This window comes from Shewanella acanthi (genome assembly GCF_019457475.1).
In the GTDB taxonomy this organism is placed as follows: domain Bacteria; phylum Pseudomonadota; class Gammaproteobacteria; order Enterobacterales; family Shewanellaceae; genus Shewanella; species Shewanella acanthi.
Genome location: NZ_CP080413.1, coordinates 1,443,767 through 1,462,395, shown reverse-complemented (window position 1 = coordinate 1,462,395; position 18,629 = coordinate 1,443,767). Strand labels below are relative to the sequence as shown.

At 49.4% G+C, this 18,629-nt stretch carries 13 protein-coding genes; 8 read left to right on the top strand and 5 right to left on the bottom strand.

Annotation, left to right across the window (positions count from 1 at the left end):
* The first annotated feature begins 309 nt into the window (after window positions 1-309).
* The 7 genes from K0H61_RS06560 (at window position 310) to K0H61_RS06530 (ending at window position 11,150) form a co-directional block, all read left to right on the top strand.
* Window positions 310-2,931, top strand: coding sequence for an SO2930 family diheme c-type cytochrome (locus K0H61_RS06560; protein ID WP_286670289.1), 2,622 nt, complete (start codon window positions 310-312; stop codon window positions 2,929-2,931).
* A gap of 178 nt (window positions 2,932-3,109) precedes the next feature.
* Entirely contained in the window at window positions 3,110-4,381 is a 1,272-nt protein-coding gene (locus tag K0H61_RS06555) for an SO2930 family diheme c-type cytochrome (RefSeq protein ID WP_220052536.1), read from the top strand.
* Window positions 4,382-4,649: 268 nt separating this feature from the next.
* On the top strand, window positions 4,650-5,486 hold the full coding sequence (locus K0H61_RS06550) for an alpha/beta fold hydrolase (RefSeq protein ID WP_220051907.1): 837 nt from the start codon (window positions 4,650-4,652) through the stop codon (window positions 5,484-5,486).
* Between the two features lie 568 nt (window positions 5,487-6,054).
* The gene (locus K0H61_RS06545) at window positions 6,055-6,426 is read left to right on the top strand and encodes a hypothetical protein (protein ID WP_220051906.1); all 372 of its coding nucleotides are present in this window, start codon (window positions 6,055-6,057) and stop codon (window positions 6,424-6,426) included.
* A 709-nt stretch (window positions 6,427-7,135) separates the two neighbouring features.
* Entirely contained in the window at window positions 7,136-8,248 is a 1,113-nt protein-coding gene (gene aguA, locus K0H61_RS06540) for an agmatine deiminase (RefSeq protein WP_220051905.1), read from the top strand.
* A 219-nt stretch (window positions 8,249-8,467) separates the two neighbouring features.
* Window positions 8,468-10,174, top strand: coding sequence for an amidase (locus tag K0H61_RS06535; protein WP_220051904.1), 1,707 nt, complete (start codon window positions 8,468-8,470; stop codon window positions 10,172-10,174).
* A gap of 760 nt (window positions 10,175-10,934) precedes the next feature.
* Window positions 10,935-11,150 carry a hypothetical protein gene (locus tag K0H61_RS06530; protein ID WP_220051903.1) on the top strand — a complete coding sequence of 72 codons (216 nt, stop codon included), beginning with the start codon at window positions 10,935-10,937 and terminating at the stop codon, window positions 11,148-11,150.
* 55 nt (window positions 11,151-11,205) lie between these two features.
* On the opposite strand, the gene K0H61_RS06525 is transcribed toward K0H61_RS06530, so the two are convergent.
* The 3 genes from K0H61_RS06525 to K0H61_RS06515 form a co-directional block, all read right to left on the bottom strand.
* A complete protein-coding gene (locus K0H61_RS06525; protein ID WP_220051902.1) occupies window positions 11,206-12,225 on the bottom strand; it encodes an AraC family transcriptional regulator in 1,020 nt (339 codons plus the stop codon).
* A 244-nt stretch (window positions 12,226-12,469) separates the two neighbouring features.
* A complete protein-coding gene (sohB, locus tag K0H61_RS06520) occupies window positions 12,470-13,486 on the bottom strand; it encodes a protease SohB (protein WP_220051901.1) in 1,017 nt (338 codons plus the stop codon).
* A gap of 113 nt (window positions 13,487-13,599) precedes the next feature.
* Window positions 13,600-16,083 (bottom strand): VolA/Pla-1 family phospholipase, encoded by a 2,484-nt coding sequence (locus K0H61_RS06515; protein ID WP_220051900.1) that lies wholly within the window; start codon window positions 16,081-16,083, stop codon window positions 13,600-13,602.
* Window positions 16,084-16,345: 262 nt separating this feature from the next.
* Here K0H61_RS06515 and K0H61_RS06510 point away from each other — a divergent pair, with 262 nt between their 5' ends.
* Window positions 16,346-17,083, top strand: coding sequence for a YciK family oxidoreductase (locus tag K0H61_RS06510; RefSeq protein WP_220051899.1), 738 nt, complete (start codon window positions 16,346-16,348; stop codon window positions 17,081-17,083).
* An 80-nt stretch (window positions 17,084-17,163) separates the two neighbouring features.
* Here the strand turns inward: K0H61_RS06510 and rluB are convergent, their stop codons facing one another.
* Window positions 17,164-18,039 (bottom strand): 23S rRNA pseudouridine(2605) synthase RluB, encoded by an 876-nt coding sequence (rluB, locus tag K0H61_RS06505; protein ID WP_220051898.1) that lies wholly within the window; start codon window positions 18,037-18,039, stop codon window positions 17,164-17,166.
* Window positions 18,032-18,628, bottom strand: coding sequence for an SMC-Scp complex subunit ScpB (gene scpB / locus K0H61_RS06500; RefSeq protein WP_220051897.1), 597 nt, complete (start codon window positions 18,626-18,628; stop codon window positions 18,032-18,034). The genes rluB and scpB overlap by 8 nt, the downstream gene beginning before the upstream one ends.
* Window position 18,629 lies beyond the last annotated feature (1 nt).

The following is an 18,629-nucleotide window of genomic DNA, read 5'->3' as shown; positions in this document are numbered from 1 at the left end:
GGGCTAATAAAGCCCCTTCATACCTGTTCGTTGCCCTTACGCCCCATCAGTGAGCCGTCGACTTCGACTTTCCCCTTTTCCCCACACCTTCGCTTTAAATGTCCCTAGCAGCTTGGTTGCACCATTTTGGCCATATTTCACATTGCCTTTTATTGCCCTTAACGCATCCTGTTAACGAAATAATAACAAAAACGGGAGCAACAAATGTTCAACAAGCACGTTAATCCAGCCCAACTTAAGGTGAATCCCCTTAAGTTAGTTAAAGCGCAACGGGGAAATAAAAAGCGCGCTGGCAATCCAAATTGGCTAATGCCCACGGGCCTTGCCATGCTAATGGCCTTTAACCTTTCGGGATGTTTCTCAGACGACGATGATCCCGTCGTGGACACCACACCGCCGGTGGTAGAGCAACCCGCAGCGGAGCCGACTTTCCCCGATGGCGCGATTAAAATTGCCGCCGGCGAAAACCTCACCCACCGCATCCAAGAAGCACTGATCAACGCCCAAAGTGGCGCCGTGATTGTGCTGCCAAAGGGCACCTTTAATATCGATTCAACCCTGTTGTTCGATGGTGACGTTGACGGGGATGGCAGCTATGCCAAAAACGTCACTATCATGGGCTACGGAATGAATGACACTATTCTGAACTTTGCCCAAGCTGATTCTGGCGATGGTATTTTCGTGCAAAACGCGATGAACATTACCATTCAAGACTTGTCGGTGAATGAAGCCAAAAACAACGGTATCAAACTTAAAAATACCAACGGCATCATCCTTCGCCGCGTAAGCGCAATTTGGGAAGGTGAACTCGACAAAGACAACGGCGCCTACGGCCTGTACCCTGTAGAGTGTGAAAACATTCTGATTGAAGACAGTTATGTGCGCGGCAGTGCCGATGCGGGTATCTATGTCGGTCAGTCACAGTACATTGTGGTGCGCCGCAACATCGCCCATGAAAACGTGGCGGGTATCGAAATTGAAAACTCGAAATACGCCGACGTCTATGATAACGAAGCGACCTCCAACACTGGCGGTATCTTAGTGTTCGACTTGCCGATCAATAACCACAGATACGGCTCGAGCGTACGGATTTTCAATAACAAGGTGTATAACAACAACACCCCTAACTTTGCTAACGCCTCGGCTAACCCTGCGGGTGTGCATATTGTGCCGCCGGGTACGGGGGTGATTATCCTCTCGACCGCCGATGTGGAGATTTTCAATAACGACATCGCCCACCATGACACCCTTGGCGTGACCGTCAGCAGCTTCTTTATTGCTGAGCCGGACATTTCAACCTTCGTGGCTAACTATGGTCAACCAGGGCAGTCAATTGAAGATGGCTGGCGCCCTGTGCCACGCAATATCTACCTGCACGATAATACGATTACCGACTACGGTAGCAAGCCTAAGGGTTATCTGATTCAAGACATTATCCGCGCCTACATCATCAGCCACGGCACTTTGCCGGGCGTGCTCTATGATGGTTTAGGGGAAATGCTGGCTAACAATGGTACCGCCGCTTACTTAGGCTTGAAAGAATTGCCATTTGCCGAAGACGGTAGCGATAACGTTTGCGCCAGCAACAACGGTGATGTGTCATTCGGTCGTCTTTACGCCAACAGCAACACCGACATCAGCATTGCCGACGTGCAATACGAGAAGACCCAAAACACCCTGATGAAGTGTTCTCAGGTGAGCTTGCCGGTTCACACTGTGACCTTTAACGGCCAAGTGTTTGGCTGCGGCGTGGATGACAATACCGAAGGCTGTGACGGCGGCGTTTTAGTCGGTGGTGGCGGCACTATCGGTGAGGGCGAAGTGGGTCTTATCGGTGATGGCGATCAAAGCCTGTGTCAAGCGACGGGCTCAAATGTAAGTTGGGATGCGCTGCTCAAGGCAAACTGTCCAAATCTGTCAGACTACAACCTGTTTAGCGATGCGAAAAACCCAACAGCAGCGCCTAATTCGGGTGGTGTGCCCTACGATTTGAACACCCAGCTATTTACCGACTACGCTAGCAAGTATCGCTTTGTGTACCTGCCAACGGGTGAAAAGGCGACCTACTCTGAGAACGAATCCTTCGATTTCCCAGTGGGCACCGTTATCGTGAAAACCTTCGCCCTACCAAGCGATACCAGCAAGCGCGGCATCGAGAATGAAAGCCTGATTGAAACCCGACTGCTTATCCATCGCTCGACGGGTTGGAGCGCCCTGCCCTATGTGTGGAACGCCGAGAAGACCGATGCGACCCTCGCCAAAGCTGGTGCGATCAGTAACCAATCGCTGACCCACAATGGTGAAGACAAGGTCTTTAACTATACAGTGCCAAGCATGAACCAGTGTAAGCAGTGCCACCAGTATAAAGCGGATGACAACACTAATGCGGTGTTCGTCCCTATTGGTCCAAAGGCGCGCCACTTGAATAAGCTCTACAGCTATCCAGATGGCAGCATGAACCAACTGCTGAAATGGGAAAGCTTAGGCCTTCTCCAAGGTCTGCCAAACCTGAGCCAAGTACCGCAGGTACCTGCCTACAACGACGGTGACGAGGCCAAGTTAGCCAGCCTAAGTGATGCCGCCCTGATGCAAACCGCCAAGGGATACCTAGACATCAACTGCGCCCACTGCCATAGACCCGAAGGTAACGCCTCTAACACAGGTCTTAAACTCGAGTACTGGCGTGGTTACGGCGATGATGCTGGCTTCTCCCACGGCACCTGTAAGTCACCTGTGGCCTATGGCGGCGGTAACTTAAGCTTTGACGTAGTACCAGGTAATGCCGAAGGCTCAATCATGCACTTCCGTATGCAAAGCACCACCCCTGGCGATCGTATGCCAGAGATTGGTCGCAGCCTCAGCCATGCTGAAGGCGTTGCACTTATCGGTGAGTGGATTAAGCGTCTACCTGCGGCCAGCTGTTCTAACTAATAGTTGCTCTAACTAATCGCTTAGCTGGCTAATAGCTAGGCTTAGAAGGAACCGATAAAAGGCTGACTCTGTCAGCCTTTTATTTCACTCGATTATTGTTTACAGCCAATGGCTTTCACCCTAAATCTTTCAACTAGCGTGATAAGTTAACTGTGATGAGTTATAAGCGAAAAATATGATGCAAAACCGCCTATTAACCAGTTTAGTGATTATCTTCTGCAGTCAACTGCTTGCCTGCGGCGGAGGAGAGTCTGACACAACCCCACCTCCAACAACGCCAACTACACCCACAGTCCCAACCACACCAACAACACCTGAGAGTGCCTGTGATGCACAATCCTCTGAGGTCAATTGGCAGGCGTTGATGACTGAGGATTGCCCGCGCTTAAGTCAATATCATCTCTTTACAGACCCGAGTAATCCCACAACCGCGCCGCAGGCGCCCGGCTTTGGCTATCAGCTGGCAAGTCAGCTATTTACCAATTACTCCACTAAGTATCGTTTTATTTTTCTGCCACAAGGCACGGCCATGCACTATCAGCCCCAGCAGGCCTTTGATTTCCCTGAGGGTGCGGTGCTAGTCAAAACCTTTGCTCTGCCGCTCGATACCGCCCTAACTTCTACAGCAATAGGCGCAAGCTTTGATACCGCTAATGAGACCTTAATTGAAACCCGCCTGCTGATTAAACGCGCTCAGGGCTGGACGAGCCTGACCTACCAGTGGCCCCTTTCTACAAACAAAGAGGCGTCGAACGGAGAGTCGTTAAACAAAGAGGCGTCGGGGGATGCAACTCTATTAACCGCAGGCGCCACTGTTACGCATACGCTCACTAACCAAGGGCAAACCCAGACCTTCGAGTACAACATTCCCAGCCGCGCCGAATGCAAGGTTTGTCACCAATATAATCAAGGTGATAGCAGTCTGATTATCCCGATTGGCCTTAAGGCGTATTTGCTGAACCGTGATATTCCAGTCGAAGGGAGTGTTGAAAGCGTTAGTACAAATCAGTTAAGTCTTTGGCGCGATCGCGGCCAGCTTTTGGGTCTGCCAGACCTTTCAACCGTCGGTAAAACCTACCCCATTAATGATGCCAGCGCGGATTTAACGGCGCGCGCTAAGGGATACTTAGATGTGAACTGCGCCCACTGCCACAACCCCAACGGTTATGCCAGCATCTCGGGATTACGCCTCGGATTTTATGTCGACCACACCACCTACCCCTACGGCATTTGCAAGCAACCCCCAGGATGGGACGGCGGCCCACGAGGACTCAACTACGATATTGTCCCCGGCAATGCCGACCATTCAATACTGCTCTATCGCCAAACCCTATCCGAACCCAAAGACAGAATGCCGCCGATTGGCCGTGCCCTCGAACACCAAGAAGGCGTCGAACTTATCGGCCTGTGGATTGATTCGCTATCGCCCAGTTTAGGGAGTTGTATTTGATAAACTGCGCTGATTTATTTAAGGTTTTCATGAATAAAGCGTGTATATTTCAGCATCACCCAATACACAGGCCTATTCTGGAACCCCCTGAATGGGATGACGATTCTGCCGCAATTTACTAGGCGTGAATCCGTTATTTTTTGTAAATGCGGTCTTTTCAAGAAATGTATTTTAAGAATTACCATCGGGGTAGCAAAGTTCAACACTCAGCACACTTAATAACTGTAATGTTCTGAGAACAGGCATTTTATCAAAATAAGGAAAAAGCTTGAAAAATCAGTCTATCCATCGCAATCAGTTCCACTCCCGTGGCCTAACCCTATCTTATTTGGATACTGCGCCCGATGATAAAGCGCGACCTGTTGCATTATTTGTTCACGGATTTCCTGATACTGCGGACATGTGGCTTACACAAATGAATGCACTGCATACTGCGGGATACCGCTGTATCGCGCCTGATACTGTGGGCTGTGGTGAGTCACAAATAGCACCAGCACTAAGCGACTATAACGCGCGCACAATCGCTGAAGATCTAACGGCACTGCTCGATCATCTTCAAATGTCACAAGTCAATGTTGTTGGCCACGATTGGGGCGCTGCACTGGCTTGGCTTTTAGCCGCCTATCACCCAGAGCGAGTAAGACGTTTGGTGGTGCTCTCCGTGGGTCATCCCATGGCCTATGCCCGCGCCGGCATGGATCAAAAATTCGCAGGTTGGTACATTGCTTATTTCTGCCTCGCTGGTCTAGCCGAAGCGCTGCTGCCCGGTCATGGACGCTTTAGCCTGCGCCGCGTATTTGGCTCTCACCCCAAAATTGAGGAAGTGATGGCGCGCTTAGCTAGCCCTGGCCGTCTCACTGCGGCGCTACGTATCTACCGAGCCAGTTTAGTCACTATGTTGTGGCGCAAGCATCCCAAGATAACAGTGCCTACGACGGGTATATGGAGCCGAGGCGATGCATTTCTAGTGGAATCACAAATAAGGGAGTCACGCCACTACGTCGATGGAGCGTGGCAGTGTGAAGTCATTGATGGTGGACACTGGATTTCGTTAGAACACCCAAACTACCTAAACTCCCGCCTTTTAGCTGCATTCGATGACTAACTCTTAATATATGTTCTCAGTTGCAGGCTCAGCTGCGCGTTAAAGACAGGCTGGGCCGATTTCGCCTTCCAAGCAAAGGGGCATTTTACTCTATCGCCAAACCCTATCCGAACCTAAGAACAAAATGCCGGCCATCTACCGCAGCCTAGATCACCAAGAAGGCGTCGAACTTATCGGCCGGTGGATCGATTCGCTATCGCCATGCTTTAGGAGTTGTATTTAAGGCTTAAAGCAAAGAAAGACGTCTGTGGGTAAAACCTGCGAGTAGTTAAATTGGCAAGATTGCCCCGGTGACACGCTAGCCCTTCTTTCAAAAGAGTCTTTCCTGAGGGCTCTACTAAAACATCCTTGTTTTAGAAGGTCACTGGTTCAACAATGCCAATTTCGATTAGGTGCGGAGTTATTAAGAAAAATGGAGTTAGTACATTAAGGTTTCATTAAAGTCTTTTATGACGTGGGCTTGCTTACATTTGCTTGCAGAACAACAGGCAGCGAAACTAGCGCCTGTGTCGGTTCAGACCTACCTTTACTTTGATTATTAGCAAGTGATGAAGAAAGGAGGTTGAAAATGAAATTGGTAAAGTTAGCAGGTTTGTCTGCCACCCTCTTAAGCTTACTGTTCGTAAACGCTGCGAAAGCAGATGATGAATATACCGAAGCCTTTCCGCTGGTATTTCTAGAGGTAAATACCAAAAGCGCTGACACTTATCTGCAGTACCATGGCAAGGCTCTCACCAAGGTAGGAACTGGTGTTTACGAAGAATACCGCTGGGGCGGTACCTCCTGTGGCCTTAGGGTGCTGGCTGCTGAAGAGGTTTTGATGCTGCAAGGGGCATTAGATAACCCCAATGTGAAGGTCGCTATGCGCTATCAAGACGGGCAGGGGCAGAGCAAGTGTATAGTAGGCTTCTCTCTTGTACGTAAAGGATATTCCGAGTAACTCATGCCCCATCGGCCCCATTTGGTTTGGGGCCGAAACGTAGTGGGACTTTTCGACGGTTTAATCAGGCTCGCTGCAAGGTATACTCAATCCCACATTTTATCTCTGCAATCTTTGGTATTGGAATCTCGAGCATTGCGGCATCATTCACCATCGGCGACATGCAGCTCATTCACATCTAGCCCATAGGGATATGGGAAATGCCACTATGAAGTTGGGAACATCATTGGCCATGTGAACGCAGCATTTCAATTTCTTGCAATTTAGCCTTGCACATCAACTGTCGCCGAGCCTACAGGAATTTTTTTAAGCAATAAGACAGAATCTCAATGGGGAAACCATGGCACTCTACGCCACGTAGAACTAACTTATTCAACTTCTTTTATCTTTTATCTTTTATCTTTTATCTTTTATCTTTTATCTTTTATCTTTCAGGCACCTTATCTTTTTCCCATATACCCACACAGCTTCATTTGCTAGCCTCTCTGCCATAAACCTAAGTATTCACGCTACAAATACAGCCATTCGATTTATTCATTTGATTGATGTGACGTAAGTTCCTATTCTAACGGCTATGTTTGAGCACACACCCATCGCACTCAACTAATGCATTTTTTAGAGCTAGTTTTAAGAGCTAGTATTAAAGCCTGTTCAAGGCAGTCTTAATCGTTAGTGAGTTACTTTGCAGAATCTAATGGAGACAAATCTTATGACACAAGTGAATGTGGCTGCCACGCCGTTATCGACTAAACCTGCTCAAGATGGTTTTACTATGCCAGCCGAATGGGCGCCGCAGCAGGCTGTGTGGATGATTTGGCCATACCGTCCTGACAACTGGCGCGCGGCGGGTAAGTATGCGCAGGCGACCTTTGCTAAGGTGGCCGATGCAATTGGCGGTGCAACGCCTGTGTTTATGGGTGTTCCAGCAGAGTTTATGGCAGAAGCTAGAAACGTGATGCCAGCGCATGTGACTTTAGTTGAAATGAACAGCGACGACTGCTGGGCGCGCGACACTGGCCCAACGGTGGTGGTGAACGCTGATGGCGAGTGCCGTAGCATCGACTGGGGCTTTAACGCTTGGGGTGGTCATAACGGCGGTTTGTACTTCCCATGGGATAAGGACGAAAAGGTTGCTGCGCAAATGACCGCTCAGCACGGTTTTGCCCGCTATGAAGCGCCGCTTATCCTCGAAGGTGGTTCAATCCACGTTGACGGTGAAGGCACCTGCATGACCACGGCCGAGTGTCTGCTGAACACCAACCGTAACCCAGAACTGACCAAAGAGCAGATTGAAGCGCACCTGCGTGATTACCTCAATGTCAGCAACTTTATCTGGTTGCCAGACGGGGTATTTATGGATGAAACCGACGGCCATATCGACAACATGTGTTGTTTCGCCCGCCCAGGCGAAGTCATCCTCCACTGGACCGATGATGAAACCGATCCACAATACCCACGCTCAAAAGCTGCCCTCGATATCCTAGAAAACACCGTCGATGCTAAGGGCCGTAAGTTAAAAATCCACCTGCTGCCGCAACCTGGCCCACTTTACTGCTCGGACGAAGAGTCTCAGGGCGTGACCGAAGGCACTGGGGTGCCGCGCACTGCGGGTGAGCGTTTAGCGGGTTCTTACGTGAACTTTTTAATCACCAACAACCGTATCGTATTCCCACTGCTTGACGTAACGACCGATGAGATTGCCGCACAGAAGCTGCAGGAAATCTTCCCAGAGCATGAGATTGTTGGCGTACCAGCCCGCGAAATCCTCTTAGGTGGCGGCAACATTCACTGTATTACCCAACAGATCCCATCGGGTAAGTAAGTCCCAACGAGCAAGTAATACGTGAGCTCATTTGCTAATGAGCTAGCTAATTAAATCAGTTATCAGCAGAAAAGCTTTGATACATAGCACTGATACATAGCTTAACTAGATCAAGGCATTGGGTAAATGGCATTTAAAACATGAACCAATGCCTAAACGATTTGAGCCAAAAGCATTAAGAAAGCAGGGAGAGCACAAAGCTTTCTTTGGGAGGGAAAAATGTTCGAAGTCACTGAAGTTTCCATAGCCGAGCTGCGCAGCGCGCTAGAATCTGGCCGCACCACGGCGGTCGAACTGGTGAAATCCTATTTAGCGCGGGTCGATGCCTATGACGGCCCAGCCACCAAAACCAAGCTCAATGCCTTGGTGGTGCGTAATGAAGACGCCATTAAAGAAGCCGAGGCCTCAGATGCGCGCCGCGCCCGTGGTGAGACACTCGGCCCGCTCGATGGTATTCCTTACACCGCTAAGGACAGTTATCTGGTCAAGGGCTTAACCGCTGCCTCGGGCAGCCCAGCCTTTAAAAATCTGGTCGCTCAATACGATGCCTTTACCGTTGAGCGCCTGCGCGCCGCCGGAGCCATTTGTTTAGGCAAAACCAATATGCCACCGATGGCGAACGGCGGCATGCAACGTGGTCACTATGGCCGCGCTGAAAGCCCCTACAATGGCGACTATTTAACGGCGCCCTTCGCCTCGGGTTCGTCCAATGGCGCGGGTACGGGAACGGCGGCAAGTTATTCGGCCTTCGGCCTTGCCGAAGAAACCTGGTCGAGTGGCCGTGGTCCTGCATCAAACAATGGCCTTTGCGCCTACACCCCCTCGCGCGGGGTGATTTCGGTGCGGGGTAACTGGCCTTTGACTCCGACCATGGATGTGGTTGTGCCCTACACCCGCACTATGGCCGATATGCTCGAAGTGCTGGATGTGATTGTGGCCGATGACCCTATTACCCGTGGCGATTTGTGGCGTATGCAGCCTTGGGTGAATATCCCTAAGGCATCGAGCATTCGCCCTGCCTCTTACCTAGAACTTGCCGCTACTAGCGAGAACTTAAAGGGCAAACGCTTTGGCGTGCCGCGCATGTTTATCAATAAGGATGAACTTGCGGGCACGAGCGAAAATCCAGGAATTGGCGGCCCAACGGGTCAACGAATCCATACCCGCGCCTCGGTTATCGATTTATGGGAAGCGGCGCGCAGCGCCTTAGAAACCGCTGGCGCCGAAGTGATTGAGGTGGATTTTCCGCTGGTATCAAACTGTGAAGGTGACCGTCCGGGTGCGCCAACCGTATTTAACCGCGGAATAGTGAGCCCTGAGTTCTTAAACGATGAGCTGTGGGAATTATCGGGCTGGGCCTTCGATGAATTCCTGCGCGCCAATAATGACCCCAAACTCAACAAACTTGCCGATGTTAACGGCCATCTGATTTTCCCACACGATTTAGGCACACTGCCAAACCGTGAGGGCGACTTAGCGGCGGGCATGGACGAATACGTCAATATGGCGAAACGCGGCCTTAAATCCTTCGATGAAATCGACAGCATTCCCGATGGTCTGCGAGGGCTTGAAAAGACCCGCAAGCTCGATTTAGAAGACTGGATGGATGCGCTTAAACTCGATGCGGTGCTGTTCCCGACCGTGGCCGATGTGGGTCCAAGCGATGCGCACGTTAACCCAGCGTCCGCCGACATCGCTTGGAGCAACGGGGTTTGGGTCGCTAATGGCAACCTCGCCATCCGCCACTTAGGTGTCCCGACCGTGACAGTACCTATGGGCGTGATGGCCGATATCGGCATGCCTGTGGGCTTAACCTTCGCAGGTCGCGCTTACGATGATAACAAGCTGCTGACCTTAGCGGGCGCGTTTGAATCAACGGGTAACAGACGCATAATTCCACCACGCACGCCCGCGCTGGGGGAATAAGTCACAGCGATAGTCTTTATGCGAAAACGGGATAGGTGAAAGCCTATCCCGTTTTTTATTGTTTTACTTATCGCATTGTTTGAAAAAGTTTTTTATAAAAGACTACCGGATTTATCACCGATATCAGTCTTTAGCATCGAAGGGACTATCTGAATCACATGGAAGAAATCGTCGCGTTCATCGTTAGGTTAGCTATAGGGCAGCTGAGGACGATATGGGTGTTCTCAGAGGCAACAAGCAGTTTTTTTGAACGAATATCTGCTTTGGGGATTTGTCTGGATTAGCTGCAGGCTTGATAACCTTGGCCGTTTTCCCACATAGGGATTACTGGATTTCAATGATGCGGGCATAAGAACGAGCTTAGTAGTTATCTGTATCGGAATTGATCATGGAATATTGTTGGTGTGGTTGCTTGCTAAATTAGCATCCCATTAGAGTTGTCCACTAAGCAGCTTATCTTCCGTAAGTCGGTTCAAGCATTTACCACTGCCGAAATAATCGACACCCAGTGCGGTATCGCTACGTTATCCTACATACTTTTGTTTGACTGTTTCTGCCGTTGTGGTGGAATAGCGCCGCGCGACTTATTCGCTGACTGCAACACTAAGTCCAACACTTAGTTCTGCATTTAGTTCAGCACTTAAAACATAAACAACGTCTCTTAACTCAATAACAACCAAGCATCGCTTTACATTCTTCTCGACCCTTATTCCGGTCGACGAAGGGACATAAGCCAGCAACAGGACACGACAGGTACACTATGGCGCGGTTGAAACGGTTTTTACTCGCGATTTTGTCCCACTGCTATATTTACATCATTATCTTCGCCATTATCGGCCTAGTGACGCTACAGCCTTTTCATTTTCCCTACCGTTTTATGCATATGGTCGAGTCACTGCTGTTAAGCTTTATTCTCGGCATTTTAGTGATTGGCATTATCCTGCTTGCTATTTCTAAATGGGCAAAACCCGACTAACTGTCTGAGAATTGTCTGGAAAGCTTACCCATTAGTTTGTGACATCATTTTTAAGCTAGAGACTGTTTAACCGACTGAAATACCCTGGCGGATGGCCAATCCAATGCTTAAAGGACTGGCGAAAATGGCTCACATCGCTATAGCCCATTGTTTCGGCAATGGCACCAATACTGAGCTCGTTCGCCAAAATGAGTCCAATCGCCCGCTGGCAGCGTACTTGATCCACTAAGCGTTGGTAGCTCGAACCTAGCTGCGCCAATTTACGCCTAAAACTGCGGGCACTCATATGTAACTTGGCCGCCATATCATCAAGATTAAGTACCTCGGGGAAGCTCTCTCTAATCGCATTTAACACTGTATCAATAAAAGAGCCGTGATCCACTTGATTAGCGGTATCGATATGAAATGGGAATGTATAGTTGATTGGTAATGCCAATTGGCTCAGGGCAATCCGCCACTCGTAATATTCGGCATTAAAATGAATCTGAGCCCCCGTCACTCGAGTTAAAAACGCCTCATTGCGCGCTGGCTCAGCGAGGAATATTTGCACAAGCTCAATAGGCTGACCGGTTAATTCACGGGCGAGCCCCAAAAGCGAACCTATGCTATGGAGGAACTGAAAACCATATTGAGCAGGCTCAATCCGCCCAGTGTTGAGCCAGCGCACGCAGAGCTTTTCATCTTCGATTCGAAGCAGCGTATCGGTGAAACTGCCCACCAACTGCGGATGGTTAACAACAAATTGCAGGCACTCCTCTAAGGAATCAAATCGCGAAAGATGAGGAAGCAACACATCTAAACTGTCAACGCGGTAACTCAAGCCAAGCCTTGTGCCGATATCGGGATCGGCGCTTTGGGTTTGCAGATAAACCATGGCGTATTCCACCTGCCAGACATAGACAAATTGACAGTGGCCAAGTTCAAGGCGGCCAACGCCTAGGTGCTGGCAAACTAGCTGCTGCGCTGAGGTTCCTAACTCCAGTCCAATAAAATCCAGAATATTACGCAGCTCAAACGCCGGATAAGTTTGATCGCCCACCATTAAATTGGTCTTATAATCGACGCGCGCTAACATGCATCACCCTTTGCTTTGTTGTTATTTTTCTTTTTTAGCGCTTGGCCTTTTGCAATTAAGCTTAAAAGCCAAATCACTCGCTCCCCGTCGCTCTAGTGTCTCGGATCTGCAAAAGTTTGAACAGCTTAAAAGTAAATTAATTGTAAATATATTGTGTTGATTTTTTAAAGGTGAAATCGCAGGCATAAAAAACGCCTGCAAGGGCAGGCGTTTTTAGGAGTTATTTGATAGGTTAAGAGTGCTATTACAGCGGGCGGTTCTTTTCCATCAGACGATTAAAAATCGCATTCACCGATAACGAGGCGCTGTGGGCGATCTTATCGGCAAGTTTTTTACGCACCTGATAACGCAGTTTGTAGACGTCACGATCACCCGCCAGAGCCATGAGCACATCGTCACTGGTAGAGATAGCATCAATTAAACCCAGCTCGATTGCCTGCTGACCATACCAATGCTCACCGGTCGCAACTTTAGCTAAATCCAGTTCAGGGCGGTATTTGCTCACAAAGCCCTTAAACAGTTCATGGGTCTCTTCAAGTTCCTGCTGGAATTTCTGTCTGCCCTCGTCGGTGTTTTCACCAAATACGGTGAGGGTACGCTTAAAGTCACCAGCAGTGTGCTGCTCGTAATCGATTTCATGCTTTTTCAGCAGACGATTAAAGTTAGGCAACTGCGCCACCACACCGATAGAGCCGACAATTGCAAAAGGCGCTGCGTAGACTTTATTGGCCACACAGGCCATCATGTAGCCGCCGCTCGCCGCTACTTTATCGACACACACAGTTAATGGGATCTCGGCCTGACGTAGACGGTCAAGTTGGCTCGATGCAAGACCATAGCCATGTACCATACCGCCGCCACTCTCGACATTCACCACGACTTCATCGCCCTTTTCGGCGATGGTTAAAATGGCGCTAATTTCTTCACGTAGGGAAGCGACTTCAGCGGCATCGATGCTGCCCTTAAAATCGAGCACAAAAACTTTGCCCTTAACAGCTTCTTCCTCGGCCTTCTCTTTGGCTTTCTCATCCGCTTTAAGTTGTTTTTCATAGGCCTTAAATTGCTTTTTGGTCAACAACTCTTCCTTAAGGCTATGTTTCAAATCTTCTAATTCTTCGCTGAGATTAGTGATCCTAAGCTCACCCTTATCTGACTTGTGCTTGACCGTCGACGCCAACACCACAATGATTACTGCAACAACCGCGACCACAATCGTGATGGCCTTGGCCAGAAACATGCCATATTCGTATAAAAATTCCAAAGTGATCTCCCTTGTGAGCCTTACATTAGCCCTTTTAGTGCGGGCTATTCTAACAGCCTAAAGCGCCATAAAAAAACCCAGCATAGGCTGGGTTTTTAGCATTTTAAAGCCGTTTAGTTAGCGCAAGTGGCGATCACGCTGTTATCGCTCACTAAAATCGTGGCTTCACCTTTACTCGCAGTGAGGGCATAGGTTGCAGCTTGTGTTTGCATTTCAACCGTGGCCTGTGCTGCCATACCGTCAGTAGCTGCGTTTTCACTTGGGTCGACAATCGAGCTGTGGTGCCCTTTACTGAAACGCACCACACCAGAGCCTTTAGTGGTAGCATCCACGCAAGGTAAACCCAGGCTAGCGATCAGCGGCTCAGTGCCCGATAACGGGAAGCTTGCATCGCCATTTGGTAGCACTTGATCGGGTAAGTTACCGTTGCCATCGCCAACGATTTCCATCAGGTGAACTGGCAAGCCAGTTTCTTTAAGCATAGCTGCATGGTTGATAGGGTCCGCCGAATCAATTGCCGTTTGCACCGCAAAGGCGAAGGTTGGGATGAACTTAGCGTACACGGCCTCCACTAATGCCGCATATTCTGGGCTACCCATCTCATATCCTGCAGTATTGGCCGCATTAACCATCGCTTTAAAGCTATCCGATGCAGTGACATTGTCAAACAGGACTGGACCAAAGGTCGCAGATGCAGCAAATGTACCCGCTAAACCGCCAGCTGGAGCAGCAAGAGTCACCGCATTGATTGCGTAAGGATTTGGCAATGCATCACCCGTCATCGGGTTAGTCATGCCAGTACTTGCGTAGGTCGCAAAATCGGTACCGACAATCGCACCTAAGCTTAGACCCTGAGCACTAATCTTACTCACATCAAATAGTTGTGGTGCACTTGCCTGGGCTAACGCTTGCGCATAGCCGGTTAACGCTAAGCGCAGCGCTAAATGGTCCATAGTGGCCTGACGGAAGTTGTCACGTACTGATAAGGTACTGCCGATATTCACAAACACCAGCGGATTACCGTTTGTAAAGGCATCGGGTTTCCCAATCACACTGCCGTAGGATGGATCGCTCGCTGAAACCTCATAAACGCCATCGCCATTGGCATCGAACGAACGCTCACCGTGCAGCGGCATATCAATCGCGATAGTCGCTACGCCCATGGCGGCGTAGGAGCCCGCATAGGCTAACGACATTTCTTTACCGCCACCTAAACCGTGCAGCGCAATCGTTGTAGGCCAGCCATTAGTTGGCACAGTGAAGGTTAAACCCTGCTGCTGATAGAAGGCTGCGAGCTTAGTCGCGTTCGGCACGCTAATCAGCACAGATACTGTTTCATAACCTTTAATCGCAGGGATTGGGTTGAATTTGGTAAGGTGCTTAGTTTTATCCGCAGCAGTGCCATCGTCTAACAGCCAAGTTTTACCCGCCATTAGCGCAGGATTAGCAAGAGCATCGGTAGGGTTAGCAATACCATTCGCTACGGCCTGTGCAGCAAAGTTAGTCTGACTTAAGGTACCTGCTTGCAACGCTAGAAGCACAGATACAGGGCTGTCACCCTGCGCCATCCAGCGTCCATTAATCAATGGCTCTCCCGCTGATGACAGACAGCTAACTGATGAACACTCACCATAGATTGGCAATTTAATTTTCGCGGTATACACATCCGCTAGATTTGAAACCACATAAGCTGCGCCATCAGCTGCAGTTAAACCCGCAGCTTGAGCAACTGTAATACCCGCAGCCATTGGCGCTTGGGCAAAGCTTGGGGCATAGGGAGCACCTTGCGCCATAAGCAGCTTGGTTGTTTCATAGACATCAGTGACCGACTGAGTCGTGAATAATCCCGAGTAAGTAATCGTCGAAGTATCGACATTGTGCGCTGAGGCAATGCCCTTAACGTAACTGTTGATCAGCGTTTGCAGCATCAGCTGATCGGGCGTCTCTAACGGCAGAGTATCGATATCCATCGACACCGATTTATAGGTCGAAGATGGCGCAATGCTGCGACCTTCGGAATCTTGAATAAGGTTGGTAGTCGCGTAAACATAAGATTGACCCGCTTTTAAGGGCTTAAGTGGAATAATAACCACTGAATTGCCTGAGGCCATCGACACAAAGTCGACACCAAATTGCAGCTCATCACCCACTTTACAGGCTGAAACCGATGGTTTAGCGGTACATTCAGCATCCGAAGACAGCGGGCCACCGACAGTTGCTTCAAATACGCGCACGGCGCCAGGCTGTGCAACAGAAGCCGCCATCAGAGTCAGCGGCATGCCATCGCGCGTAGTCGCTAAATTAACATCGATAGAAATCGGCGACGTGGTAGACCAGCCGTCTAATCCACCAAGGGCGATTTGTGGATCGGCGTAATTACCAGAACTTTCACCAGGGATAGTTAAGGTACCATCATTTGTGCCACTGAATAACAAGTCATTGGGTAATGGTACTTTCGCGTTTGCGGGGTCAAATACCATTGTTGAGAGTGGCGTGAGGGATTCAGTGTTGTCTTTAATATCGTTATAACTGTCCTCTCCACATCCCGTGAGGCCCAATGCTGATGCAATTGCCACACATAAAATGAGTCTTTTCATGTTTATTCCCCAAATCTTGTTGTAATAATTTTGTTTTCCCCAAAAAATTTAGTCACAATAACGCGAACGCAACGGACTAAATAGGGCTTATTTTTGCCCTAACTCGTTCCAAGTTATCGTAAAATTTTTGAGTTAGCTACAAGTTTGTTACAAACAATCTCACTATTTGCAACGGGCATTCATGCGATTGTTTCAAACAATTGTTTACTTATTCAACAGTGCTAGAAAGGGCGGGCATTCTCGCCGCGGGGAATTAAATTTCATGTTGGAATATCAAGCTGCAAAAGATTTACTTAAAGGTAAAACGATTTTAGTCACGGGGGCTGGGGCAGGCATTGGCCGTGCTGCCGCCGTTGAATTTGCAAAACATGGCGCCACTGTGATCCTACTGGGTAAAACCGTGAAAAAACTCGAAGCGGTTTACGATGAAATTGAACTTGCTGGTTACCCTACTCCTGCCATAGTACCCTTAGATATGAAGGGCGCCACCGAGCAAAACTACCGCGATATGGCTGATACCATTAGCGAACAGTTTGGGCATTTAGATGGCCTGCTGCATAACGCCAGCATCCTAGGCGCACTTGGCCCCTTCGAGCATATCGATATTCAATCCCTTGAGGACGTACTGAAAGTTAACGTGACGTCTCAAGTCATGCTAACTAAAGCGTTACTGCCGATTATGCGCCAAGCACCTAGCGCCTCGATTATCTTCACCTCTAGCAGTGTGGGTCGAACGGGCCGCGCTTATTGGGGTCCCTATGCATTTTCTAAATTTGCCACCGAAGGCATGATGCAGGTGCTCGCCCACGAGTGTGACGGCAGCTCAGTTCGAGTAAACAGCATTAACCCAGGTGCGACCCGCACCGAAATGCGTGCAATGGCCTATCCAGCTGAAAATCCAATGGATCTTAAAACCGCAGAAGACATCATGCCAACCTATCTGTATTTAATGGGTCAAGATTCGTTAGACGTGAATGGTCAGCAATTTAACGCGCAATAATGGGTGTTTAGCAAAATAAACGGCTACAAAAAAGCCGCACTGTTAAGTGCGGCCTTTTCACTAATCAAGCGTATTTGTGATTAGCTACGTTGACGGGTTGGCTTCGGCTTACCCGTTGAAGTGACTTTGTGCTTACGCACGGCGCGGCGGATTTTCGCACTCTTTACTTGAGCACGGGCCACGCTGTGTTTATCGGCAGCCAACATAGTACGGGTTTCAGGCTCGAGACCCGCTAATTGGCGTAGGTAGTTAACCTGCTCGATTGGCAATTCAACCCAACCACCGCGTGGCAGTGACTTAGGTAATTCCACCATACCGTAACGCACACGGATTAGACGGCTTACTTGAACCTCTTGGGATTCCCATAAACGGCGCACTTCGCGATTACGACCTTCACGCAGACAAACGTGCCACCATTGGTTCATGCCTTCGCCGCCAGCGGCTTTAATGGCATCGAACTGGGCTGGACCATCTTCTAACATCACGCCGGTACGCAGACGCTGCACCGCAGCTTCTGGCACTTCACCGAAGGTACGTACTGCGTATTCACGCTCGACTTCGTTCGATGGGTGCATTAAACGGTTAGCGAGTTCACCGTCTGAGGTGAACAGCAATAGGCCTGACGTGTTGATATCCAGACGGCCTACCGCAACCCAGCGTGAGTCACGCACTTTAGGTAAACGGTCGAACACGGTTGGACGGCCTTCAGGATCCTTACGGCTACAAATTTCACCTTCAGGTTTGTGGTATGCCAGCACACGGCAAATCACATCATCGGCTGACTTTAGCGATATGGCTCTGCCATCAATACGGACTTTCGCATCAGCTTCGATACGATCACCTAGATTGGCGATAACTCCATCGATACTAACTCGACCTGCAGCAATCCATGCCTCCATCTCACGACGGGAGCCATGGCCTGCACGGGCCAAGACTTTCTGCAATTTTTCACTCATTAGTACGTTGCTCTTCTGACTGTTCGGGCGCTGATTTCAAACCTGAAAACACCGCCTGCAATGACTCAGTATCCGTAAGCGCAGGTAAATCCGCCAAGGTATCTAAGCCAAAATATGCTAAAAATTCTAAGGTAGTGGCGTACAGTGCTGGTCGCCCAGGAACTTCTTTATGGCCTACTACTTTAATCCATTGTCTATCCGACAAACTTTTTATGATGTGGCTGCTAATGGCCACACCGCGCACCTGTTCAATATCGCCGCGGGTCACAGGTTGACGATAGGCGATAACCGCCAGAGTCTCTAATGTTGCCCGCGAATATTTAGGTGCTTTTTCCTGCCACAGGGGCTGCAAAAAAGGACTCAGTACTTCTAGGGTCTGGAAGCGAAAACCCCCAGCGACTTTCACCAGTTGAACACCCCGTTCCTGATAATCCTGTTGCAGCTCGTCTAATGCGGCTTTGATTTTATCTCGGGAGACACTGAAATCCGCCAAAACGGTTTCCTTCAATGTCTTCACCGACATGGGTTTCCCCAACACAAACAGACTCGCCTCAATCAACTGCTTTAATTGAATTGGATTTATCTGCATC